Below are 26078 nucleotides of genomic sequence, written 5' to 3' on the forward strand. Positions count from 1 at the left end.
GCAGGGCCTCCAGCTCAGCCCTTCTTGGGGACGGCTCCCGACGACGGGAATCCCCACAGCCAAACAGCCCGTGCAACTGCTCCTCGGAGAGGGACAGAAGCCGGTCAATACTCTTGCCGCTTGAAAGAAACAAGTGGACATACTTGCGGATTGTGCTACGGGAAGCGTGAAACGTGGCTGCCGTTTCCTTGATTCCCATCCCGGCCGCATAACACCTTAAAATGCTTTTGATTCTTTTGTTCATTTGTATAGATTTTATTGTTACCCGCTACACCAGGACTCGGGTATGCAAATCTACACAAAAAACGCTGACAATACTAGTATTAAGTGGTCAATATTATTTGAGCCAAAAGGGGCAACCGTATTGAGGCCAAAGTTGGCAAATCCTGTTTGCCCAAAAGGGTCAAAGTTGAGTGGCTTTTCCAATAGCAATAAAATGCTAAACAACACTATTTCAGACAGTTACACTCCTTGCACTTCCCTCTATTTCCCTTAATATTTAACTACTGACTATGTCCGCAAAATATTCAAGAAATTTGTATCTTTCAGATAATCAATAAAATAAGAATGAATAAAGGATAAAAGGGTTACGAGTCGGAAACGAGCGAGTTTCTTACCCTTTCTTTATTCTACAATGCTTTAAAGAACATTTAATTTAATGTCGCGAAGATAGCACTTTCTGATGAAAAACAATGTATTTTCACTGAAATAATTTCCCTATTTCCCCATAATTGTATGTCATTTCTAATTAACTATAGGTAAATTTCCATGATATATTTGGCTTAATTAAATCTGCAAAAATGGGTAGAACAATTATTTGGTATCGTAAACTCAAATGCCCCAAAAGAGTTGTGTTAAACTTTCGATTTTCTACAAATATCACAGCCTTTTTAATATTTTTGGGCGTAATGGACATTTGGTAGGCTGAAAAGATCCAAATGTTCTTTATTTATTACCTTTGTGCCATTTGAATACCTATGAATAAAAAACATGTATATTCTGTGGTGGGTCAAATGTTAAAAAGAACGGTCATCGTCGAGGTCTATAAATGTACTTTTGTGGTGATTGCAAGAAGCAGTTTCAAGGCGGTCTCCGTATGGAGAGGAACAGTTCTTAATTGAATTTGACAAATGGTGTGACCATTGGAAGGATTTTTTGGATGGAAGAACCACTCTTATATCGGGAAGTACAACTTATACACATCGAAGACTTAGAAGCGCAAAGAGGTCTATAAAAACACATCTCAAATAGCTCTTTACATATGAAGAATATAAAGAATTAGACATACCAAATACAACCAATATGTTGGAAGGATTCAACTCACAACTTAAAAGAGCCTTGCAGAATCATAACGGGCTAAATAAAGCCAACAAAAAGAAGTTTATTGACGGATTCTTGAATATAACAAAGTAGGTTGGAATAACCCAGCCTACCATTTGTCCATTACTAACATCTGGAGCTTTTTCAGCCTACCAAATGTCCATTACGCCTATTTTTGCATACATAATGTTCGACATTCCTGCACCCACGTTTACAACTAAGTTCTATATTATATAACTCTAAACAACTAAATAATGATACATTGTCCCCAATGCGAAGCCGAGGTGCACGAAGAAAATAAGTTTTGTCTTATTGCAGTTCTCAACTTAAAGCACAACCAACGCAGTCGGAAACATCAAGCGAACAGCCCAAAGAGCAAGACAAGCGGCCGGAAAAAATGCTGTTCAATTTGCCCGAACACTTTTATATGTATGCTATTTCTACGGCAATAATGATGCTCTTTTCCATAATATACCCGGGCAAACTAGTTTATGCTGATGCCGGTCACAACGGGCTTTGCGCCAATTTCAACAAAGCAACCAATGGCAACAGCGACGCACAAATATTTGCTGCATCAGGCGAAGGGACTGTTACCAAGGAGATAACCACGCCCTTGACTTTTCCGGAAGCCCAAAACTTTTTAGTAATCAGGAGAATAAAATGGAAGAAAATAAGCTGAAAACGTGGATTACTAACGGAACGCCCCCCGTTTTAGGTGCTAAAAAAGGAGTTCTAGCATATTCCAACATTTTCAAATTATTAGTGACCGATTGAGTAGATATACTTCACTCATCTATCCCGGAGCAAGATGGATTCATCGCTCGCGGAAAGGACTTGAACTGTTCGGACTCTCACAAATCAATGACCCACATTTATGTTTTTTGAAATTCTTTCCTGATTCAACAGATGTGTTCAAGGAAGTCAGTATTGCTGATGGATTGTCTATTGTGATGAAAGACACACGCAAAGAAACTGATGGGTTTAAGTATGTCTATCCTAAACACGGAAAAGAAATAGCGGTGAATGCTAATAATCCAAAGGAAGACTTGTTCCTATTAAATCCTCTTGATAATGAAATCGTATCATGTTTAGATACTATTATATCCAAATACAGTTATTTGCATGAATCAGTTTTATCTCAGAAGTTATTTTCTATAGAGAGTGGCTTCGTAGAACGAAATCCTACACTTGTAAGAGAATACCACGAGGGGGATTATTTTGACTCCGAATCAGAAATTAAACTCTTCACGAATGACAAAGCAAGAAAAAGCGGCAGAGCAAAATGGTACATCGCTAACAAAGATGTTATCACAACTGGGCTTGACCACTTGAACAGATGGAAAGTAATTGTTTCAAGTGCTAATGCCGGAGGACAAAAACGTAGCAATCAAATAACCATTATGGACAATCATAGTGCATTTGGCCGTTCTCGTGTGGCATTGAAAACATTCGTCACAGAACAAGAAGCCAAAAACTTCTTCAAATATGCCACAAGCGAGATAATTCGTTTCGCCTTTTTGCTTACAGACGAATCCCTGACATCGTTGGCAAAGAAAGTTCCTGATTTAATGGACTATTCCGATGCCAATGGTATTATTGATTATAACGGTGATGTGAATGGCCAACCTTACATGCTCTTCAGTATAGACGATAAGAATCAGCAACACATAAAGGATGTACTATCTTTAAAAAAGATTGACAATTAATTTAATGTTTGAATTGAGGAAATAAAGCCTAGACGATTCACATCGTCTAGGCACATCCTAAAGCTTCAAAATTACCTTCTGTGCTTTGTCGGGCCAACTTTGACCTTTTCTACTACAGTTGTGCTCGGGTGCTTTTGTGCATATTCGATAGGTACAAATTGCCCCGTTTTAGCACTTCTTCCTTTTTCTACAGTCTTTGCCATCTTTTATTTTTTTAGTTAATACTATGCGGTGATCTTCCGTTTCCGCTACGGTACACTTAGGTGTTGCATACCATTCACCGTTCATTTCATCAAGTGTTTACCTTGTATGTGCCTCAGGGCAGCAAAAGAAACATCCGTCAACATTGCTGTAGTGTTTCTTTGCCTCTCTTACAGCATCCTTGCCATTTGCAAAGAAACCCAAAGGAATTTGGTTTTCTACCGATGGCAAATACCTACAACTTGATGCATGAACTTCATGTTCACCCGTAGGTTGGGCAATTTTGTTTACATAGTAAAAGTCACTCATAATAAAGATTGTCAACTCTCTGGTCCATTATCCAGAGTCTTAATTTCGAATTGACGCAGCAAAGATATGAACTTTTTCTCTCTAAACAAGAATAAATGTGAAAAAATCTCATTTTTATAGTACAAAAAGCCGAATTATATCGAAATACTTTTCATTGTTGAGAAATTATCTCTATATTTGCACAAGTTTATTGTATAATCAATGAAATAGTATATGTTACAGCAATTTATAGTTGAGAATTTCCTCTCATTTAAAAACAGGGAAATCTTTTCTCTTCAACCCAGCAAGGGTACTTTGAAAAAAGAGCATAAGACAGAACCCATTAAAGGACAGTGGGTATTAAAGTCTGCTGCAATGTTTGGAGCAAATGCTGGCGGAAAAAGTAATTTCGTCAAAGCAATTGAATTAGGGAAAAAACTTATTTTAAGAGGGACAAGAACAGATGACTTAATAGACTTCTACCCTTTTCGATTGAGTTCCAAAAATAAAAAAAAGGATACAACTATTATTTATCGTATGCTCTGTGGTAACAAAAAGTATGAATACGGGTTTAGCTACAATGCAGAACAGATAAGTACAGAATGGCTAAAACAAATAAACAAAAACAGCGACAGCGTTATTTTTCAAAGGGAAACGAAAAAATCGAAATTCGAAATTTCATATCTTCTTAAACTCAATCCCAAAGAAGAAGAATCACAGTTCTTGTCTTTTCTAGCAAAGGCAACGCCACAAAGGCAATTGTTTCTTCATGAGGTTATGAGTCGTAACATTCATGAGAATGTATCAAATATTGAAGATTTGGATATTGTTATTAACTGGTTTGTAAACTCCCTAAAAATTATATTTCCTGACACACCGTACAAGCAGGGTGTGCTACTTAAAGCAGCGGATGATGACGACCTCAAACGCGGTTTTGGAGCACTTTTAAGGTACTTCAATACAGGAGTTGATGGCGTAAAATTAATTGAAGTACAATTTGAAAAACTTGGAATTCCTCAGGATTTACAACGTACAATAAAAATAGATTTGTCAAAATCCAATACCGATGAGGCTTTTGGAACATTACGTTTTGATGATAATTTGTATTTAATCAATTTGATTAATGGCGAAATTAAAGCCAAAAAGTTAATGACCGTTCATAAAAAAATCGATGATACAGATGTAGAATTCTTCTCTCTTGGCGATGAGAGTGATGGTACAAAACGTTTATTTGATTATATTCCACTTATCTTGGATTTGATTCAAGGTGGAAAAGTTTTTGTTGTTGATGAAATGGAACGTAGTTTACATCCCTCACTTATTCAGCAAATAATTATATTGTTTTATAAGTATTCAAAAGATGTGTTCAGTCAACTCATTTTTACCACTCATGAGAGTTCTTTAATGAGTCAAAAAATATTCAGAAGGGATGAAATATGGTTGATGAAAAAAGATAACAAAGGAATTAGTTCATTTGGAAGGATGGATGGTTTGTATAATGTGCGTTTTGATAAGATGCTCCAAAATAGTTACCTCAATGGTGAGTATGGAGCAACACCCATATTTGAAACAGAAGAGGAGATAAACAAATTATTTTCATCTTTTAAATAACTGGTGATACAACATGGTAAGTTTTGTTCCTAAATTTTTGTTTACAGCTACGGTAACGGCACCAGTATTCTTGTCACTTGGATTAATTGGCATCATAAAGGATAGTAAGAATTATTTTCAATCTTGGAATAATCTGTTAGAAAATAACATAATCCCTAATAGTTTTGAATGGTGGAGCATAAATATAAGTTTTGCATTTATGCTAATATGCCTTATTGACATTAAGATATTCCTTCGCAAAAAATCTTGTAAATGTGGGAAAGGAAAAACGATTAAGGTACAGTCTTATTCAAATCTGTCTCAAAACAGTGCTGAGCAGGTAATATCATCAATAATTCCTTGGCTGACTATATTTGCTGAAAGACTTGATTTTATAGTATTATTTGTGTGTATAATACTTCAATGTTGTTTTATTGCAATTGCAAGTTATAATAACAATAACTATAATTTACTGTGTTCAATATGGGGATATCGTTATTATGAGGTAAAAACGGAAGAAAACACATATATTCTTATTTCTAAAAAATGTATTAGAAATAAGAATGAAATCAAAATATTTGTTGAGGTGACAGATTATATGGGTCTAATCATTAATGATAAATAATTATGAGCCAATTTTACGCATTGATGCACGACAATACTGTAAAGTATATATCTCTAAAAGAAGAGATTGTAACCGATGTTAGAAACCTTTTTATAAACGGAGGTGCTATATTAAAACCTGAAGGTATAGAAGAGGATGTATTTGATGGTAATATCGTAAGCCGAAATGGGGAAAATATTACGTATATCAATTATAACTTACCGGAAGATTTTATTCGTATACCAGATAATCAAGCTGACATGTCCGAATATAATATAAATGAGGACATACCTAAAAGTATATTTTATTACGATGCAGGGAAATTTTATTTTTAGGTTTTTAACAAGAAGAACATGTTACAACGTAAAATGGTCTTACAGTTTGAGCATGGGAACGTATTTACTAAAATGAATAACACAGCTTTTATTGTTGAGGATAAAGTTCATGCTATATACGAGGATGGGAAGTTATATTTCCAAAATTATACAATTGCAAATCAGATATTTTCATTAATAGATTTCATTACCGAAGCCACAAATACTGAAATTGAATCCTTTGGAGAGATAGAAGGCATCAATGTAAGTACAGAAAACATAAAACATATTGCGAATATAAAGACTCGCCGACTTATAAAATTATTATCCAATACAGATAATATTGCAACTTTTATGAGAAAGGCATCTCAAACAAGAACTAGTCTTTTAAGGAAATATGGAGTAAACGCACAAATCAACGAAAACAATGAATTAGTATTACCAACTAATAATGTTGCAGATTTGAATCGCGTCTTGGAATTTCTTAATGAAGATATATTTAGAGGAGTAATCACCGATAGCCTTTACCGATCAAATTCAAAGAAAAAAGATAATCATTAATTATGAGCAATGAGAATAAGATAATACTCTACCAGGACGATAACGAGATAACTCGTGTATCGGTACGTTTCGCTGATAAAGATCTGTGGCTTACACAGAATCAATTGGCGGAAATTTATTGCACTACGCAACAAAACATTAGCCAACATGTGGACAATATATATAAGGACGGAGAACTTGCCATAGAAGCAACTAACAAGAAATTCTTGTTAGTTCGACAAGAGGGAAATCGTCAGGTAAAACGTAACATTGACCACTATAATCTTGATATGATAATTGCCCTTGGCTATCGTGTTCAGTCGCAACTGGCTACTCGTTTCCGCCGCTGGGCAACACAGCGTCTTCATGAGTACATTCAAAAGGGATTTACGATGGATGATGAGCGGTTGAAGCAAGGCGGCAACCGCTACTTCCGTGAGTTATTGCAACGTATTAGGGATATTCGTAGCAGTGAGCGCAACTTCTACCAACAAGTTACAGACATTTACGCCACAGCCACAGACTATGACCCGCGTGATGAAATGACAAAGATGTTTTTCACCACCGTGCAAAACAAGTTACATTATGCAGTCCACGAGAATACGGCAGCAGAGATTATCTATAATCGTGTGGATAACGAAAAGCCGTTTGTAGTTATGACCAACTTCAAGGGCAACTATGTGACCAAGGATGATATGAAGATTGCCAAAAACTATTTGTCTGAGATAGAACTCCAACGTCTGAATCTGCTTGTTTCCGGTTTCTTGGACTTTGCCGAGTTTCAAGCATTGGAGATGAATCCCATGACAATGAAAGATTGGATAGAAGCACTGGACAATCAGATTATTGCTCACAAGCGGAAGGTGTTGATTGGCAAGGGTAATATCTCGCACAAACAATCGATAGAGAAGGCTGAAAAGGAGTTTGAAATCTACCGAAAACGAGAAATGGAACTGCTTGAAAGCGATTTTGATAGAGAAATCAAAAGATTAAAGGACAAGAACGATAATAATCCAAACTAATTCACTACCTTCGCCCTAAGAAATCATCCGCTTCCATGATGCGCAGAATGGCGCAATTTAACGGTGGGGCAATAGGAGGAGATTGCTGGTTTGGTGATTCCGAAAGGTGAAGATATACAGCTACTTGGGTGTAGATTACGATTCCTTGTGGCACCACGTACAGAAAATGTAACTCCTGAATTTATATTTTGAATTCAGGAGTTTTTTGTTGTTTATCTATGATTACAGCAAGTAACGGTAAAGTTGTCGGCATTGTATATCGGTCATGCATCCAGTACTGATTTGCGCGCCAGCATGCAAGCACCGATGACACCTGCACGGTCTTTTAGCTTCGAAATGCAAATCTTGGTGTCTTTATTGACAAGATTCAGCGAATACTTCAGGATAGAAGTATTGATGGAGTGCATAAGAAAGTTTCCTGTTTGCGACATCGTTCCACCGATAACAACCAACTCGGGGTTGAAGATATTTATTAATGTGGCGATGGCCTTACCGAGTTTCTGTCCGATACCTTCAAGAACATCGAGACAGAGCGGATCTTCGCGATTGGTAGCGTCGATAAGTTCTTCCAGTGAATATTCCTCATTGCCGCTGTCGGGCAATATTGAAGTTTCTCCATTTTTAATTCTTTCGCTGACAATGCGTATGAAAGCCTTGCCTGATGCTTCGGTTTCGAGACATCCTTTCTTGCCGCAATGGCAGATAATCTCGTTATCGAAAGCCGGCATGTGCCCAAACTCTCCCGAAAATCCCGACTTACCTTTATAGAGATTTCCATCGATAACGATGCCTAATCCGAGCCCCCAGCTGAGATTTACAAACAATATATCCTTCTCACCTTTTACGCAACCTTTCATATATTCGCCGAAAGTCATGGCTCTCGTATCGTTGTCTATCGTTACTTGACAACCTATTTTATCGGACAACAACTTGGTAAGCGGCACTTCTGAGAAGTTGAACAAACTGTAGCTGTAGCCCGTGTCAGGATTGACACGTCCCGAGATATTGATGTTTATATCGAGTATTTTCTCGCGAGCTATGTTCAGGTTATCGATGAAGTGTTGAATGTGTACGCATAGTTCATCGAGCGCTTCGGGCGTGTTTTGGAACCGGTAAGGCTCGTCCATCGATAGCTCTACGAGGTCTCCCCTAAAGTTCATCTGACCTATATTCACCGTGTTTTGTTTGATATCCACACCGATGAAATAGCCGGAATCGGGGTTCAATCCGTAGAGGTTGGGCTTTCTGCCTTCTGTAGTTTCCAACTTTCCATATTCTATCACGAAACTATCTTCACACATTTCATTGATGATTTTTGACACGGTCGGCACGCTTAAATTCAGTTCCTTCGAGAGATCTGTGTTCGTGGAGTTACCGTTAAGGATGAAATACTCGATGATTTTGCTCTTAATGATGCTGTTCTTCGAGTCTTTGTCATTTTGAAACATATTAATCATAGGTCGTACGAATTTAGCTGCCACCTCATGATGGCCGATATTTGCGGAATAAGCGTCATGGCAATCTTGCGCTGCCCTTGGTAATTCGGGTGCCATGCAGCACCCAGATCATAGTCTTGCGTGATGATATCCGGCATCGGAGAAGCCACATAGATATGATTATGCGCGGCGGTTTTCTCTTTCAATTGACGAAGACATGCCGTGAGATAGAGCCCTGCCGAATGGGGTATTATGCAAAAGACAGGGATATCTCCGTAGTGCAGTTTAACGGTGTCTATGAGTTTCAGATAAGCTCCGACATACTGTTCGGCGGTAGGTATGGCCCCCGAGGCGAAGTCATTGGTACCGAGGTTGATAATGACAAGCTGCGGACGATACGCCTTGAAGTCGTAAGTTTTACGGTTATAATTGTCGTACACCTGCATGTAACGGGTGCTCATGTTTTGTGCCGACACCTGTACCGTGTCGCCCCAATCCTTGATCAACCCCTGTCCGGAGTGGGCTATCAGTGCATAATCGGCATTAAAATAGCGTGCAATAATACATCCGTATGCCTTATTACAATTCTCGGTTTCCAGTTGGAACCTGTCATTTGCATTGTTACTCTCCGTACCGAAGCCGCAAGTATAAGAGTCGCCGATCACTTCTATCATCCTCTCTTTGGGGGCAACGGCTTTCAAGGTGCCGCCTTTTGCAAGGCTGAAACCGTAGATAGTCGTACATCCGTATTCTCCTTCAGTGCATTTCTGCAAGCAAAGTCGGTGAATACCTTTGCCGAGTCCGTCGGCCAACACCACGTTACGTGGCTCCTTCCCATTAACTTTAATCTTCTTAATCAGCTTTCCATCGATAAACAGATTGTGGAAACTCGTACCCGTATCAGAGATACTTACGGCGACGGAACCGCCGGTGAAATCGGTTTGGAAGTAAGTTCCCACCCAATCGTATCTTACGGTTCCGTCGGCCGTTCTTTCCGTACGTCCGGTGTAAGAAATGTTACTGTCTGTACCAAATATCTTCTTTTCGTAGTCGATTTTGGCCAGAGCGCCCGCCGTAGGCAACAGCAACAGCATGATAATTCCTATTATTCGTCTCATATATTTAATATTTAAGTTTTCCAGAAACATTTCCTTTTTGTGAAACAAACGGCCACGCCCATGCTCAAAGCTGTCAGTATTATACCTTTCAGAAATCCTGTCCAAGCCGTTACCGACAGCATATCAATATAGCGATAGATACCTAAGAGCGTAAGAACAGGTATAACAACCATCGAAGAAGCCACATACGCAATCATGGGATTTTTGCCGGTAAGTTCGAGCGGTTTAGAAATAAAGCTACACCGATAATGGTCGCTTATGACGGAAAAAGCCAGCAATGCGAGGAATGCAAGACCGGTGGTCGTGAAAAGATAGCTAAAAGTTACATCGTCTTTCCGTATACCTCCTTGAAACGCCTCCATGCACAAGCCCAGCAACAGGTAAAGCGCACCGTGGTGAAAAAGCGTTCGCCACAGCTTTGTTTCTGCCCCATCGCCCTTCAGAACCCAATGCAGAACGGCGAACAAAAGAACTGTAACCGCAAGATTAACCGCCATCATTCGGCAATAAAGCAAAATCACGTTGACGATAATAACCGCTAAAACCACCGCAAGAGCCAACGGCGCTACATGGCGTTCCGTAACTTTATCGGCGTCTGTTGCACCGTATTCGCTTTGCCAACGGTACAACATATTTCCCGCAAACGTACCCGGAAGAATGATAAGCAGATACTTTAAGAAAGCAGGTTGGTAGAGCCATGCAACCGGAGTGAAGCTGCAAACAGCCTGCTGCCACGAGCCATCGGTCTCGGAAGAGAGAAACAAGGCAACGATGAATACCATAACGACAAACCGAACATAAGGTTTTTTCATCGTAAACAAATAGATAATCGAGCCCACTACGGCTACATTGGAGAGTATCAATATGATCGTATCGTAATCGTTCGGCGAAAACGGTTTGCCGTCAGCATAGGGCTGTAGCACCAATATCGCTCCGGCAACAACGTATGCCGCACCGTTTACAATTCTTCGCCATAGCTCCGGAAGACGAAACGGGTTCGGTACATACAACACGAACATCAAGGCAAAGCCTGCCAACGGCACCGCATATCGAAGCCACTCTTGCCGATAACCCAGCATAAAGGGGAATGTATGATAGATGAAAATAGCGAAGAACGCGAGCTTCAACCATCGGATTACACTCTTCCGACAAAGTTTTCCCAACGATGCTCCTGCTGTGTATTGTCGCCCCAAAGACAAGGGAATGGCAGCTCCCATAGAGAACAGGAAGAACGGAAAGATAAGGTCTACCCACGTGATGCCGTAGATGGAAGGATTAAAAACATGGTCGGGTGGCGGCACTTGGGCGTGATACATCCACGCCGGCAACACTCTGAAGGCCTCGGTTGCCGATAGTATCATGGTCATGATGGCATAACCGCGCAGCGCGTCGAGGGCATGTGCTCTTTCTTGTTTCATCGAATCATTCCTCCCAACCGCATGCCTTTTTCTATTTCAGCCCAGAGTTCGGGGCGGGCTATCAAATGACAAATGTCGAAAACCATCAGACCATCCGACTTTTTCAGGTTCATCTCTACAGCTTCATGTATCTTCTCGGGCTCTCCGTAGAGCTGATCTATCAGCATACCTCCATAGAAAGGATGCCCGCCCAGAATAGATCTCAAATGCTCGCAAGAACCCTCTACAGAAAACCAAGAGCCGTATTGGGTTTCCGAATCGGTCTCGTTTTTCACGCCGGAACGGTTCTTCTGCGCATCCGCCAGCGTAATGTCCGTATAATAGTTTCCCGTGGTATATAAGTCGAGCAGTTCCATGTAGCCCGTTTTCCTATAGTCTTTTGTCGCCCAGTTATAATCTTTGCTGGGATCATAAGTATTGCTTGCAAAGTTTACACCCACCTCGTAATACGAAGGATACCATGCTCCCGTATAGGTTCCGAAGCTGATTTCCGGGTTCGCCTCCTTAACTTTTTCCCGCATTTCGGCCATGAAGTCGCGGATAACTCGTGCCCGCCATTCTATCCATTCTTTAAAATATTTGCCACGCACCACCTTGCCGTCTTTCCATTTAAATACGTCTTGCGGCCATTTGCCGATCTTCTTTCCCGTATATTTCTCGAATGCAGACTTGGATAATGCGGAGAAATCCGCCTCGATACCATCGTAACGCACGCGGTCTAAGATAAGTCCGTCGAGCATAGGGTACTTCTCTACCAGCTCGCACAGCACGTGTAAGATGTGCGAACGGAACTCTTTATTCAACGGATTAACCATAGCCGAATACTTCTGTTTCTGCCGAGTAATGGGCATAAGACCGTGGGGCGTATAGACAACAGACGCCCAATCGGGGTGAGAAGTATATATCTGACCGCGGTCGAAATAGTTGTGTCCGGCAACGAATACGTTCAGAGACGCATGCACTTTCATGCCCAAACGGTGAGCAGAAGTCAGGAAATGTCCCAGATAATCGAAGTCTTTCCGTTGATAGCCGTTCCATTCGCGCATCCGAGGAGCATACTTCGAATCGAACAGAACTTCACCCGTGATCGGTCTCACGTCTATTACAACGTCCGTAAAGCCTATGTCGTGCACTTTATTCAGGTAATAATCTATGCTGTCGGTATTGCTGAAACGGCGGAAATTAGCCTCTCCGTCGAACCACATCAGCGCCCGTTTTCCTGCATACAGTTGTGTGGCAAGCGCCATAACCAAGGCGATAGCAAGCAGTCTTTTCATATTCTTATGATTGTTTTTCGTTCTTTTCTTTCGTCCAATAGCGTTCGATATCCTCTAAAGACATGCCCGCCGTCTCGGGAACAAGTTTCCACATGATGAGCATATAGGGAATACACATCACGGCAAACAACACAAACGTTCCTGCCGGAGACAGGTTCTCGAGCATCCAAGGCGTAAGTTGTCCGATAAGATATGTACCTATCCAAAGGGCAAAACCGGCTATCGACATGGCTAATCCACGTACACTGTTGGGATACATCTCCGAGAGTAGAACCCATACAACGGCACTGATGGAGATGGCACAGCAAAAGACATAGAAAAGAAAAAAGGTAAGCATGAAGTAAACCGAGAACATATTGGGGAACATGAAGTATGCGGCAATGAGAACAAGAGATGCGATCATGCCCGACACACCGTAATAAATCAGCTTATGGCGCCCCACCTTATCTATAATAAGCATGGCGATAACCGTTGTAAGCATATTGACAACGCCCACCAGAACCTGACAGAACAGCGGATCGTTCATGCCTGCTTCCTTGAAAATAGACGGACCATAGTAGAGTACAGCGTTCACTCCCATGAACTGTCCCAATATGGCGATGCAAACACCTATTATAACCGCTTTCAATATACCCGGGCGAAGCAGCTCGCGCCACTCCGACTTTGCCTCGGAAGACAGCATAGACGCCGTGTCCGCGATCTGCTTTTCCACGTCGTCGTTGTTCCGGTAAATCCTCGAAAAGATATGCCTTGCCTTGTTTTCCTTTGCTTTTACGATGAACCATCTGGGACTTTCGGGAATGAAAAACAGAATTAAAAAGAACGCTGCAGCCGGCAAAGTCTCCATACCAAGCATGCCTCTCCAGACCTCGTCTGCAAAGATAAGCTGCATCCATCCTGCCGAGAATGTAGAAGACTCCGATATGTCGAGCAAGAGATAGTTAACGAAATAGGCTGCAAGAAAGCCCACGGTGATGGCTAATTGGTAAAGCGAAACCAGCCTGCCCCGATAGGTAGTGACGGCAATCTCGGAAATATACATCGGCGCAACGATAGATACGATACCGATGCCCACACCCCCTATGAGACGATAAAATACCAACCATGAGAAACTGGAACTGCCGGCACAGCCAATAGCCGACAAGGTGAAAAGGAATGCAGAGATAAACATTGTGGGACGCCTGCCCAATCTGTCGCTCATAATTCCTGCAGAAGCAACGCCCAAAATGGAGCCTATCAGTGCACAACCCACGTACCAGCCTTGCTGCAGGGTGTTGAGAGAGAATTGAGAGGTAACTTGTTCTATCGTTCCGGATATCACTGCAGTGTCGTATCCGAACAGCAGGCCGCCTACAGCGGCAACGATTGAGAGAAAAGCTATATACCCCAATCTTACGGATGTGTTCATTGTTGTTATTTTATATTATAGTAGATTCAATGATTTCTGAAGTTTTTTGGCCAAACGTTTTGTCCTATGTTCCGGCATAATTCGTTTCTCTGTTCTAACAAACTGCTATTCATAGCATTGCCACATGGCATATATAAGCCGCTTAGATGGGAAATGTAAGGACGGCAGATGGAATATCTAATCCGGACGTATAACAAACGTGTCGTCGCCAAGTTTATATTTCGGTTCACGTTATATTGAAATATTCCTTATATCTGTCGTAAAGATGATGGGCTTGGATATAGGCCGATTGCGGGCTCATGAAGTGAGAAAACTCGAACGTAATGCCCTTGTCGTATCGACATCTGTGCGCTGCTTCCAGCTTCATTCGCAGCTTATCGAACTTTATCGGCAAGAAATGTATCGGCATGTCGCGGTCGAAAGTCTCGGCATTTGTCCAACATTGCATGCCGTATTTGTCTGCCAACTTCTTATTTACGGTAAAGAAAGCATCCAATTCATCATAGTCTATGTGCCCGTCTTGGAATGCGCAAGCGTCTACCACATCGTGTATGCCGTCGAAAATCTCATTCCATTCCTTCTCATGTTGCTGCACGGAAACGGCTTGGTCGTTCGTCATTTTGCCTGTACCCATTACGGCTTTTTTACCGTCTATCCACGGAGAAATGAAAACAGGCAGGCCTCCCGATACGTCTTTACATTGCTTGCCCATCGTGTGGAACGTATTGATGGCACCTTTTGTCTGCCGACTTATCTCCGTACTTATATACCAACCTTTGAAACTTTTGTGCTTTCCATAGAGCTTCCATGCCTCTTCGATGACATATTTGTTGTCTTCCAATTCCTGCGACATATCGCCCGTGTCCCAGTAATGCCCCGAATCGTAAAGACCGAAATAGAACTTCATTCCGTATTTGTCTGCCAACCTGAGGAACATGTCGATCAGATCTACCGAAGGCATGTAACATCCTTTCTTTAATAAATAAGGTGAAGGATAAGTAATGAATTTGCGGTATCCCGCGCGAATAACGATCACCGTGTCGATGCCGATGGCCTTCATGTAACGGAAATCCTGCTCCCATTCCTTCTCTCCCCAGTTCTGATGAGGGATGTCATGCGATATTTCGTCTAAGAAAGTTCCTGTTATTCGCAGGCCGTTGTCCTTCTTTACAAGATAGCGAAAGGTATCTCCGTTCTCTTTAGGCAGTACCGGTTGTTGCTGCGGCAACAGCCTCTCTTTGGCGTTCAGCAACTGTGGAGCTACCACGGCCGACAGGCCTGCAAGCATTGTTTTCTCAATAAATTTCCTTCTGCTTACCATTTTATTAATTAAGGTTTAATTATTTAATCTTTGAATTAAATTCGGGTGCAATTTACAAAAATATTAAGTATTAGCCAAAGATTTCTTGAAAAAATTTTGGAAGTTAGTATAATTAAGCCTATATTTGCACAGAATTTTCTATCAATATCATGCTTTAACTAAAAATTACTTTTATGTTCTTTGTTACTTTATTTCAAAAGTTCCTTTCACAACACAGGTTTGCTTTGCTGCTTTGGATGCTTTTGTTCGTTGCTGCTTATCCGAGTAATGCACAGAACATTATTCAGGGAGTTGTGAAAGATGCTGCCGGCGAGGCTCTTGTCGGTGTAAGCGTCTTGGTGAAGGGAAGCGCCGGAAATGGTACGATTACGAATATCAATGGAAATTACAGTATTCGTGCCGATGCTCACGATGTACTTCTATTCTCTTATGTTGGTATGAAGAGTCAAGAAATCAGGGTTGGTAACAGGCGTACTGTAGATGTGATAATGGAAGACGATGCCTCAACATTGAACGATGTTGTGGTAGTTGGATACGGTACAGCCAAGAAACAATCGCTCACAGGAGCCGTATCTGCCATTAAAGGCGATGAGTTGCTCAAAGGCCCTTCTACCAATGTGTCGAGTTTACTCGGTGGAAAGTTACCCGGCCTTTCTTCCGTACAGGAGTCCGGAGAGCCGGGTAAAGACCAAGCATCTTTAAGAATTCGCGGTTCTCAATACAATGCATTATATATTGTGGATGGTATGCCTCGTTCGATAAGCGATATCGATCCGAACGACATTGAGAGTATCTCTGTACTGAAAGATGGCGCTTCGGCAGCTGTTTACGGACTGAATGCAGCCGGCGGCGTGGTTATCGTGACAACTAAAAAAGGGCGTGAAGGGAAACCGCAGCTTAGTTACAGCGGCCAATATGGTATCTCTGTAAATGCCAATTTCCCCGAGTTTATGAATGGTCCCGAGTTTGCACATTATTATAATATGGCAGACATGATGGATAAACTGGCCAATGGTACGATTACGAAACGTGAAGACTATAAGCCCATTTTTACGGAGAAAAACATAAAGGATATGCTCAACGGAGATCCTACAGACGGATGGGATAATGTGAATTATATAGATAAAGTGTTCGGCACTGGTACCAATATAAAGCATAATTTGGTTTTACAGGGCGGAACATCCGATATGCACTATCTGCTATCCGGCGGGTTTATGAACCAGAAAGGAAATATCGACAACTTCGATTACCGCCGTTATAACATGCGTGTCAATCTGGATTCCAAACTCGGAAAGGATTGGAAGATTACTTTCGGTGCCCTTGGAAATGTGGGAAGACGGCGTACCCCGGGCTATAACTCGGGCGGTTCTGACGACGGTTCCGAGGTTTCCCACGAAGTAGGGTGGCTCTCTATCGGGCATCAAGCTATTATGATGCGCCCTTATTTGCCGGAACAATACAAAGGTCTCTATACGGGTACAATACCTAATAATGCCTCCGTGGTTTACAGTCCGTTGGCTGCTATCTATCAATCCGGCTATAAAAAGACCAACAGTTTCGAGCTTAATTCCAATCTCTCGCTTGAATATGCCGCACCGTGGCTAACCGGTCTTACGTTTAAAGCTGCGGGTTCTTACGATTATCTTTCCTCGCAAAATAAGAACTTGGATACACCTTATCAGACTTATACTATGTCGACAGCATCCGATAGTTTCGGTGTGTACTCGTTAAAAGATGATCCGCGCGACGCAAGCTCTAACCTAAATCATGTGGGCGATGGGCAATATACATCGCAACAGCTGGTAGGACAGTTGAGTATAGAGTATGCCAGACTCCTCGGAAAGCATAATATAGATGCAATGCTCTTGGTGGAAGCCCGCGATTGGAAGGAAAACGGATTTTCTGCCTATGCCTATCATGTACCTTTTGCAGAACTTCCCGAGCTCTCTTTAGGTGATGCCATTGAAAAGAATCCGATTGCCGGATACAGCGGACATACCCGTACTGCCGGTTATGTCTTCCGTTTAAAATATGATTATGCCAATACTTATCTGGCAGAATTCAGCGGCAGATACGACGGCTCCTATAACTTCAGCGGTAATGTATCCAATAAGCGATGGGGCTTTTTCCCATCTTTGTCTCTCGGTTGGAGGATCACTAACGAGAAATTCATGGAGCAATCTAAATCATGGCTCGATGATTTGAAAATCCGTTTGTCCGTAGGTTTACTTGGTAATGATGGTGTTCCGCCCTACTCTTTCCTTAGTACCTACGACTTCGGAACAAACTGGATTTCCAACGGAACAGCTTACCGTTCGCTGTATTCTACCGCTATTCCTAATTTAGAGCTCACTTGGTCTAAGACGCGTTCACAGAATATCGGGTTCGATGCTACGTTGTGGCACGGCCTTTTAGGATTAGAATTCGACTGGTTCTATAATCTGAATTACGACCTATTGGCAAGAATGGGAGGCGACAAGGCTCCCTCAATGGGTGGTTATTACCCTACGTGGAAAAATAATAATCGCTATTGCAATTATGGTTTTGAATGGTCGATCAGTCATCGCAACCGTTTCACGTTGGCAGGTAGTCCATTCGATTATTCCGTCAACTTAAACATGACTTACGCTAAAAGCAAATGGTTACGCTATCCGGATAGTCCTAATACAATGGAATGGCGTAAGGTGGTCGGTACCAGTGTAGATGCTTACTATGCATGGGAAGCCGAGGGCTTGTTCCGCTCGGAAGAAGAGATTACGAAATCGGCATGGTATGGTAACCGCCCCAATGTAGGTGACATAAAATATAAAGACAAGAACGGAGATAATGTGATCGATGAGCAGGATAAAGCTATTATCGGTCGCAGTAACAGACCGCAAGTGATGATGGGACTTAATATCGGGGCTTCGTGGAACGGGTTCGATCTGAATTTACAGTTTACAGGAGGATTTAAATTCGACGTCTCTTTATTGGGTACTTATTACAATGGATATGATGATAATACGGTATGGTCACAGACTTTCAAGGAAGGAGCCAATTCTCCTTTATGGCTTGTAAGAGATTCTTACAGCATTGACAATCCAAACGGTAAATATCCGCGTATAACTCTTTCACAGACCAGTCATGGAGGTAATAACGGTTTAGCTTCCACCTTTTGGATGCGGAGAGGCGATTACGTCCGTTTAAAAACAGCCCAACTGGGATATACATTGCCGAAAGCATGGACACATTTCGTGGGTATTCAAAGAGTACGTGTATTTGTTGAAGGTTCCAACCTGTTCACGCTTGACGATTTGCCTACAGGTATCGATCCGGAATCTCCCCGAGTTAATAACGGCTACTACCCGCAACAGCGTACGTTTATGGGCGGTATCAATATTACATTCTGATTTTATAAACCGATTGAATTATGAAAGCGAAATATTTAGTTTTATTTATAACTGCTTTTGTCGGATTGACTTCGTGCGACGGTTTCCTCGATATAGATCCTACGGATAAGGCAACCGAAAAAATCGTATGGAGCCGTGCGGAATACGCAAGGATGGCAGTAAACAATTTCTATGAGGGTATCCCGCGGTTAGGCAGTTATAACAATTATCAGTGTCTGGCAGGAATGACGGAAGGATTGACCGATGAGTTCAAATACGGTAATATGAACTACAACGCTGAGAACTACATTCCCAATGAAATATCTTATGGTGGTATGGTGCTAACTGCCAGCTACGTGGATGTGTATATGGGAGTATGGGAAAGCACATACGAGTATATCCGCCGTGTGAACGAAGCCTTGTCGAGGTTGAATGCAAGCAATCTCGACAGCATAACCACGAAACAACTTTCAGGAGAACTGCACTTCTTCCGTGGCATGTATTACTTTGAATTATTGAAACGTTATCATCAGGCGATCTTATATACGGAAGATCTTTCGCAGATAAATACGAACAAAGCCATGAGTTCGGAAGAAGATTGCTGGACTTTTGTTTATAATGATTTGAAGTACGCCGGCGAACATCTGTCGGTCAGCAATAGTCCTACCGGAAGACTAACGAGCGGAGCAGCTTACGCACTGATGTCGAGAGCCATGTTGTACTGCCAAAATTGGAATGCTGTAAAAGAGGCTTGCGAAAAGGTTATCGCAATGGGATACACTTTGACGACCGACTATGCAGACGCTTTTACATCCGGTAATAGCGAAGCTATTTTTCAATACAGTTATAGTTTATCAGGCAATGTAACTCATAACTTCGACGGATATTATGCTCCCGGCGGCGATCATACACTTGCAGGCAATACAATGTATGGTGGTTTCGCAACACCCACGCAAGAAATGGTCGAAGAGTATGAATTAAAAACCGGTGGCAAAGCCGATTGGAATGCATGGCATGCGACCGACGGCACGACTCAAGAACCTCCGTACGACCAATTGGAACCACGCTTCCATGCTACGATTTTGTATAACAAGTCTATATGGAAAGAACGTACGATAGAGCCATATATCGGCGGAGCAGACGGCTGGTGTACATGGCAGGTCGATCCTCAAACAGAGGGACGTACCACAACCGGTTATTATCTTCGCAAGTTAGTGGACGAAAAACACAATTTTGCTGCACAGCAGTCCAGTTCGCAGCCTTGGATAGCTTTCCGCTTGGGCGAAATCTATCTGAATTATGCCGAGGCCTGTTTCCGTTTGAATGATAATACAAATGCAATGAAGTATATCAACTTGGTAAGAGCCCGCGTCGGTCTTCCCGAAATCAAAGGGCAGAGCGGCGAACAGTTGTTCCAATCCCTTCGTCACGAGCGCAAAGTAGAATTGGCTTTCGAAGGACTCTATTATTGGGATATGCGGCGTTGGGGCCTTTCCACATCCGAGCTTACAGGCATCCGACGTCATGGACTGAAAATAATAAAAAACGATGATGGTACTTTTACCTACTCTTATGTAGAGGTTGACAACCAGAACCTTGATTATCCTGCTAAGATGAACCGTTTCCCGATACCGCTAAAAGAAATAGAAAACAATAGGGAAATAGAGCAATTCGCAGAATGGAAATAACTAAAACTACAAATATATGAACAAGTATTTTGCGTATATAGGTGCTTTTCTGTTTACGGCTGTGGTTACGGGCAGCTGTGCAGACGAGGAGAACGTAGCGCCCACGGCCGACCGTTCCGGCATAACAAGTTTGAAAGCCTACTTTACATCTGGACCGAATATCGATAAATTGGCAATAGACTGGGCTGTTCCCAACAATGCTTCCGTAACTGATTATACGATTCCCGTTCCCTACTATTATCCAGAAGAGAGCGACGAAACAACGGCCGAGTATATGAAATCGATGAAACTGGTGGCCACTTTGGAGAACAATTGCATAATAAGCCCAGCCCTGTCGGTACTCGATCTGAACCAAAAGAACACCTTCACTTATACCGATCCTTACGGAAACAAGAAAGATATCACGATTTCCGGTAAGATGACAAGATCGAACAAATGTGCACTAAAGGCTTTCTTCCTAACCTCTAATGAACTTACAGGTATTATAGATGAAGATAATAAGACTGTATCTATCATGACTGGAGAAGATCTTTCGCAGGCAACGGCGGAAGTTACGCTTTCGGCGCATGCTACGATCAGTCCAGATCCGTCTATACCTCATAACATGAACAATGGTATACAGTTTACTGTTACTGCCGACAACGGTACCGACAAGGCTGTTTATCAGGTGAACCGCTTCATTCCACCAAAGCTGCAAAACGGTTACCGAAAGGGTAGTGAGACGCTGCTCTTCGAGAAAGACATGACGACACTGGGCGTAACAGACGCCAACGCCATACATCCCACGCTGGCATGTATCGGCCGGCATGTGATATTGAACTTGGGCGATGGTTCAGCGCCACAGTATTTCAAGAAAGCCACCGGAACAAAGCTCGGCACCATCGACATAGGAGATGCCATCCCCACCGGAGCGATTACGAGCGACAATAAAGGAAACATGCTCATCTGCAACTATGCTGGCAGCGGTTCCGTGCTCAACATTTACAAGACCAATTCCGTTACCGCTAAGCCTACATTATTGATATCTTACAATAATCAATTAGGTGTAGGAATGGGTTCACGTCTGCACGTGCAGGGCGACCTTGCCAAGGATGCGATCATCACAGCCACGGTAGACAATTCTTCGAACTGCATCCGATGGATCGTGAGTAACGGCGTAGTGGGCTCGCCCGAGAACATTCTCTTCAGCGGAGTAAATGCATGGGGAGGACAGGACAATAATGCAAAGGTGGTGGCGCATTCTGCTAATGTGCCCGACGGTTGCTTCTTCGATTATTACAACGGCGGCGCCAATAAGCTATATTTTGCCAACGCATGGACTAATCCTACCGGCCTGATGGCCAACACATCGGCCTCTGCATGGGGCTTTAACGACGGTGCGATAGATATGCGTGAATTTAACAATGCGAAGTATTTCACACTGTTTGAGATCGGGTATTGGCCCAGCTGGGGGCTTCCCGGCCATATCTATCTGTACGATGCTTCTAATCCATCATCCCTCTCGGGAGATGTTGCAAGCAGCGGAGCGCTTAAATATACATATAAGGTATCTGATCTGTACGGCACGGTGGGCTTTGCCAGCGGAGGCCGTTTCGGCGACGTACTCATGACACCTTCCGAAGACGGTTACTTCCTCTATATTTTCTATGCATCCAACACCCATTTGTCGTTTGGTGGACTCCAAATAGACTGTATTGATAAATAGTACATTATGAAAAGAAAAAAAATCAAACTATTAGTAATTGTTATAACGCTGATATCGTTATTCTCAGCATGCAACGATACCAAGCACGAAGACATATTAGCTAACTGGAAATGGGATAAGGAAAAGACCGATGCCAAACCGCGCTACATCTGGATAGACGCAGCAGCCAACTTTCCGCGCTTTGCCGATAGTAAGGAAAACATACGCGAGGATCTGACAAAAGCCAAAGGGGCCGGCTTTACGGATATCGTTGTAGATGTGCGCCCGGCTGAAGGAGATATTCTATTCAACTCTACGCTGTGTGACAAAGTAACGAAACTTGATTACTGGACAGACGACGAGCAGTATAAATACTACGAGCGCAAGGCAACATGGGATTATCTTCAGGCGTTCATCGACATCGGGCACGAATTGGGTTTGAAGGTCAACGCAGCATTCAACACCTTTACTGGCGGTTGCCTTAATCCGTACGGCTTGGGATCACAGGGGCTCGTGTTCCGCGATGCAAGCAAAAGACCGTGGGTTACCACTCTTAACTTGAAAAGCGGACTGACGAATGAGATGGATCTTAATTCAACCGATCCGAGCAATGAAGATTATTACGGTACCAAGTTTCTTAATCCGGCCAACGATGATGTGCAGAATTATATCATTGGATTGCTTACCGACCTCTGCAAATACAACATCGATGGAATATTTCTCGACAGATGCAGGTATGATAATCTGCTGTCTGACTTCTCGGATGTTTCTAAGAAAAAGTTTCTGGAATACATCGGTCAAACCGATATCAATTTTCCCGCCGACATACTTCCTGCAGGACAAACTGTAGCTCCTGCCACCGCACCGAAGTATTTCAAGGATTGGCTCGCTTTCCGTGCAAAAACCATTTACGACTTTATCGATAAGGTTGTCAATAAGGTACATTCCATCAACAAGAATATTCGTGTGGGAGTATATGTGGGTGCATGGTATTCCGAGTATTATACGATGGGTGTCAATTGGGCGAGCAATACCTACGATCCGCAGCAAGATTTTCCTGCGTGGGCCAATGCTGATTACCATAAATACGGTTATGCCGATAAACTCGACTTTATGCTCTTGGGGTGCTATGCAGCGGCAGATAAAGTATATGGAACAACGGAATGGACGATGCAGGGCTTCTGCCAACGAGCAAAAGCAAAGATCGGAAGCGCTTGTAAGTTTGCCGGCGGACCGGATGTAGGCAATGCTACAGGTTTTACGGAAGGTAAGGCAACGCAGGCTGTCACCAACAGCGTAGATGCCTGCATCAACGCATCCGACGGTTATTTCGTTTTCGATATAGTGCATGTGCGCAAGTATGATTACTGGAATGCACTCAAAACAGGTATCGAGAAGTATTTGAATCAATAAGACACAATGATAACTTTAAAACACACAGCGTATGAATAAGACTGAATATCTTGAGTTTTGGGCAAACTCATACAAAAACGATCTTACGCAAAACATTATGCCGTTTTGGCTGAAACATGGGCTGGACCGTCAGTATGGAGGAGTATATACCTGTCTTGATCGCGACGGTTCGCTGATGGACACCACCAAGTCAGTATGGTTCCAAGGACGTTTTGCCTTCATCTGTGCTTTTGCCTACAACAACATAGAGAAGAACGAAGAATGGCTACGCGCCGCCAAAAGCACGCTCGACTTCATAGAGAAACACTGCTTTGACGACGACGGACACATGTATTTCTCTGTCACTGCCGATGGCAAACCTCTACGCAAGCGTCGCTATGTGTTCTCTGAAACATTCGCTGCTATAGCCATGTCCGAATATGCGTTGGCCACAGGCGACAGAAATTATGCCGACAAAGCCATGAAGATTTTCAGCGATACGCAGCGTTTTCTTACCACTCCGGGCTTTCTTACGCCCAAGTTCGAACCCGAAGTGAAACTGCAGAGCCACTCCATCGTTATGATCCTCATCAATGTGGGCTCGCGCATACGTGCCGTCGTTGACGATCCCAAGCTGACCGCACAGATCGACGAGTCTATTGACAAACTACGAAGATATTTCATGCACCCCGAATTCAAGGCGCTCTTAGAGACTGTCGGGCCCGACGGAGAATTCATCAATACCAACATGGCGCGTACGATCAACCCGGGCCATTGCCTCGAAACGGCGTGGTTCATTATGGAAGAAGCAAGACTGCGCGGCTGGGATAAGAGCCTGATGGATACTGCATTGACCATTTTCAACTGGTCGTGGGACTGGGGATGGGACAAGCTATACGGCGGAATAATCAACTTCCGCGACTGCAAGAACCTGCCTCCGCAAGACTATTCGCAAGACATGAAGTTCTGGTGGCCACAGTGCGAGGCCATCATAGCATCGCTTTATGCCTATCTCGGCACCGGCGACGAGGAGTATCTCTATCGCCATCAGCGCATCAGCGAGTGGACATACGCCCACTTCCCCGATGCAGAATTCGGCGAATGGTACGGCTATCTGCATCGCGACGGCACTGTGGCGCAGCCCGCCAAAGGCAACCTGTTCAAAGGCCCCTTCCATATTCCGCGCATGATGATCAAGGCACACGGGCTATGTCTGGACATATTAAATAAGGTATAGAGCCATGAAACGACCGGCACTCTTCTGCATCGGCTGCCTCATGGTGGCGACCATCGGAGCACAAGAGCTCAGATTCCACGAGAACGGCGAGTTCAAAATCGCCCAATTCACCGATCTGCACTACGCCAAGGGCAACCCCAATTCCGCCTCGGCGCTGCGCTGCATCAAAGCAGTGGTACGGGCCGAGCACCCCGATCTCATCGTAGTAACGGGCGACGTGATATATTCCCACCCGGGCAGCGAGGCCATGAGCGACGTTCTCGAATGCCTGTCGGCGCAAAACGTGCCATTCGTCGTGCTCTTCGGCAACCACGATGCCGCAGAAGGAGCCACCACCAACGAAGCACTCTACGACCAGATACGCAGCGCACCGAACAACATTCAGCCCGACCGCAACGGCCGCCGCTCGCCCGACTACGTGCTGCAGGTGAAACCATCCACGGGAAACACCGCCGCCGCCCTGCTCTATTGCATGGACTCTCACGCCATGTCGCAGCTGAAAAGCATAGACGGCTACGCGTGGCTCACGTTCGAACAAATAGACTGGTATCGCCGGCAGAGCCGCAAGTTCACGACCGAAAACGGCGGCGCGCCCGTGCCCTCGCTGGCCTTCTTCCACATCCCGCTGCCCGAATACAATCAAGCATCGGCCACGGAAGACGACATCATGATCGGCACGCGCATGGAAACAGCCTGTTCGCCCAAACTCAACACCGGCATGTTTGCAGCCATGAAAGAATGCGGCGACGTGATGGGCATCTTCGTAGGCCATGATCACGACAACGATTACTCCGTCATACGGCACGACGTGCTGCTTGCCTACGGCCGTTTTTCGGGCGGAAACACGGAGTACAACCATCTGCCCAACGGCGCAAGGATCATCGTTCTCAAAGAAAGACAACGGCGGTTCGACACTTACATCCGACAAACGACGGGCGAACTGATCTGCCGCACCACCTATCCAGACAGCTATACGAAAGACGACTGGCGCACGCGTAAGCCTCTGCAATAAGCCTTTGAAAAGGGGCGGCAATGCTGTTTCGGTGGAATATGAAGACTAAATTCACGGGATATGACATCCGTTTCTTTGAAATATGATATCTGCTCTCTTAAAATATGACGTCATTTCTTACGAAATCTGTCGAC

21 protein-coding genes and 1 pseudogene are annotated in these 26078 nt (G+C 43.4%); 14 read left to right on the top strand and 8 right to left on the bottom strand.

The features are described 5' to 3' along the window. The coding region (locus BN3912_RS11885; protein WP_154665143.1) for a helix-turn-helix domain-containing protein at positions 1-244 on the bottom strand (244 nt) is incomplete at its 3' end. 866 nt (positions 245-1110) lie between these two features. On the opposite strand from BN3912_RS11885, the pseudogene BN3912_RS12385 reads away from it, so the two are divergent. The 3 genes and pseudogenes from BN3912_RS12385 to BN3912_RS03380 all read left to right on the top strand — a co-directional run. Continuing rightward, a pseudogene (locus tag BN3912_RS12385) lies at positions 1111-1413 on the top strand (IS256 family transposase, variant Zn-binding type); the annotation flags it as partial. Between the two features lie 211 nt (positions 1414-1624). Next, a complete protein-coding gene (locus BN3912_RS03375; RefSeq protein WP_036859359.1) occupies positions 1625-1999 on the top strand; it encodes a hypothetical protein in 375 nt (124 codons plus the stop codon). Positions 2000-2228: 229 nt separating this feature from the next. Beyond that, positions 2229-3026, top strand: coding sequence for a restriction endonuclease (locus BN3912_RS03380; RefSeq protein WP_230204641.1), 798 nt, complete (start codon positions 2229-2231; stop codon positions 3024-3026). Between the two features lie 71 nt (positions 3027-3097). Here the strand turns inward: BN3912_RS03380 and BN3912_RS12575 are convergent, their stop codons facing one another. Further along, on the bottom strand, positions 3098-3229 hold the full coding sequence (locus BN3912_RS12575) for a hypothetical protein (RefSeq protein WP_023984100.1): 132 nt from the start codon (positions 3227-3229) through the stop codon (positions 3098-3100). Between the two features lie 520 nt (positions 3230-3749). Here BN3912_RS12575 and BN3912_RS03385 point away from each other — a divergent pair. The 5 genes from BN3912_RS03385 to BN3912_RS03400 are packed head-to-tail and all read left to right on the top strand — an operon-like array spanning position 3750 to position 7585. After that, positions 3750-5126: an AAA family ATPase gene (locus BN3912_RS03385; RefSeq protein ID WP_023984101.1), complete on the top strand. Its 1377-nt coding sequence runs from the start codon at positions 3750-3752 to the stop codon at positions 5124-5126. A gap of 13 nt (positions 5127-5139) precedes the next feature. Further along, on the top strand, positions 5140-5730 hold the full coding sequence (locus tag BN3912_RS03390; RefSeq protein ID WP_023984102.1) for a hypothetical protein: 591 nt from the start codon (positions 5140-5142) through the stop codon (positions 5728-5730). A 2-nt stretch (positions 5731-5732) separates the two neighbouring features. Continuing rightward, a complete protein-coding gene (locus BN3912_RS12395) occupies positions 5733-6044 on the top strand; it encodes a hypothetical protein (protein ID WP_023984103.1) in 312 nt (103 codons plus the stop codon). 18 nt (positions 6045-6062) lie between these two features. Beyond that, positions 6063-6584, top strand: coding sequence for a Kiwa anti-phage protein KwaB-like domain-containing protein (locus BN3912_RS12400; protein WP_023984104.1), 522 nt, complete (start codon positions 6063-6065; stop codon positions 6582-6584). A gap of 2 nt (positions 6585-6586) precedes the next feature. Continuing rightward, on the top strand, positions 6587-7585 hold the full coding sequence (locus BN3912_RS03400; RefSeq protein WP_023984105.1) for a virulence RhuM family protein: 999 nt from the start codon (positions 6587-6589) through the stop codon (positions 7583-7585). Positions 7586-7848: 263 nt separating this feature from the next. On the opposite strand, the gene BN3912_RS03405 is transcribed toward BN3912_RS03400, so the two are convergent. The 6 genes from BN3912_RS03405 to BN3912_RS03430 all read right to left on the bottom strand — a co-directional run bounded on the left by BN3912_RS03405 (position 7849) and on the right by BN3912_RS03430 (position 15563). Beyond that, positions 7849-9042 (bottom strand): ROK family transcriptional regulator, encoded by a 1194-nt coding sequence (locus BN3912_RS03405; protein WP_004369056.1) that lies wholly within the window; start codon positions 9040-9042, stop codon positions 7849-7851. Next, positions 9039-10139 (bottom strand): SGNH/GDSL hydrolase family protein, encoded by a 1101-nt coding sequence (locus tag BN3912_RS03410; protein WP_036859548.1) that lies wholly within the window; start codon positions 10137-10139, stop codon positions 9039-9041. Before BN3912_RS03410 ends, BN3912_RS03405 begins: the two co-directional genes overlap by 4 nt. Positions 10140-10150: 11 nt before the next feature. Further along, entirely contained in the window at positions 10151-11557 is a 1407-nt protein-coding gene (locus tag BN3912_RS03415) for a DUF5009 domain-containing protein (RefSeq protein WP_023984107.1), read from the bottom strand. Continuing rightward, a complete protein-coding gene (locus tag BN3912_RS03420) occupies positions 11554-12834 on the bottom strand; it encodes an alpha amylase family protein (RefSeq protein ID WP_023984108.1) in 1281 nt (426 codons plus the stop codon). The genes BN3912_RS03415 and BN3912_RS03420 overlap by 4 nt, the downstream gene beginning before the upstream one ends. A 4-nt stretch (positions 12835-12838) precedes the next feature. Continuing rightward, positions 12839-14242 carry a sugar porter family MFS transporter gene (locus tag BN3912_RS03425; protein WP_023984109.1) on the bottom strand — a complete coding sequence of 468 codons (1404 nt, stop codon included), beginning with the start codon at positions 14240-14242 and terminating at the stop codon, positions 12839-12841. A 226-nt stretch (positions 14243-14468) separates the two neighbouring features. Beyond that, positions 14469-15563: a DUF4434 domain-containing protein gene (locus BN3912_RS03430; RefSeq protein WP_023984110.1), complete on the bottom strand. Its 1095-nt coding sequence runs from the start codon at positions 15561-15563 to the stop codon at positions 14469-14471. Positions 15564-15736: 173 nt separating this feature from the next. Here BN3912_RS03430 and BN3912_RS03435 point away from each other — a divergent pair, with 173 nt between their 5' ends. Genes BN3912_RS03435 through BN3912_RS03460 form a run of 6 tightly spaced genes read left to right on the top strand, consistent with a single transcriptional unit; the run spans position 15737 to position 25944 of the window. After that, the gene (locus BN3912_RS03435; protein WP_023984111.1) at positions 15737-18952 is read left to right on the top strand and encodes a SusC/RagA family TonB-linked outer membrane protein; all 3216 of its coding nucleotides are present in this window, start codon (positions 15737-15739) and stop codon (positions 18950-18952) included. Between the two features lie 20 nt (positions 18953-18972). Further along, the gene (locus BN3912_RS03440) at positions 18973-20619 is read left to right on the top strand and encodes a RagB/SusD family nutrient uptake outer membrane protein (protein WP_023984112.1); all 1647 of its coding nucleotides are present in this window, start codon (positions 18973-18975) and stop codon (positions 20617-20619) included. A 16-nt stretch (positions 20620-20635) separates the two neighbouring features. After that, a complete protein-coding gene (locus tag BN3912_RS03445; RefSeq protein ID WP_023984113.1) occupies positions 20636-22324 on the top strand; it encodes a DUF5018 domain-containing protein in 1689 nt (562 codons plus the stop codon). A gap of 6 nt (positions 22325-22330) precedes the next feature. Continuing rightward, the gene (locus BN3912_RS03450; protein ID WP_064972261.1) at positions 22331-23716 is read left to right on the top strand and encodes an alpha amylase family protein; all 1386 of its coding nucleotides are present in this window, start codon (positions 22331-22333) and stop codon (positions 23714-23716) included. Positions 23717-23747: 31 nt separating this feature from the next. Continuing rightward, entirely contained in the window at positions 23748-24932 is a 1185-nt protein-coding gene (locus tag BN3912_RS03455; RefSeq protein WP_064972262.1) for an AGE family epimerase/isomerase, read from the top strand. Between the two features lie 4 nt (positions 24933-24936). Beyond that, positions 24937-25944, top strand: coding sequence for a metallophosphoesterase family protein (locus BN3912_RS03460; RefSeq protein WP_064972263.1), 1008 nt, complete (start codon positions 24937-24939; stop codon positions 25942-25944). Positions 25945-26078 lie beyond the last annotated feature (134 nt).

The sequence above is a fragment of the Prevotella phocaeensis genome, assembly GCF_900065875.1.
In the GTDB taxonomy this organism is placed as follows: Bacteria; Bacteroidota; Bacteroidia; order Bacteroidales; family Bacteroidaceae; genus Prevotella; species Prevotella phocaeensis.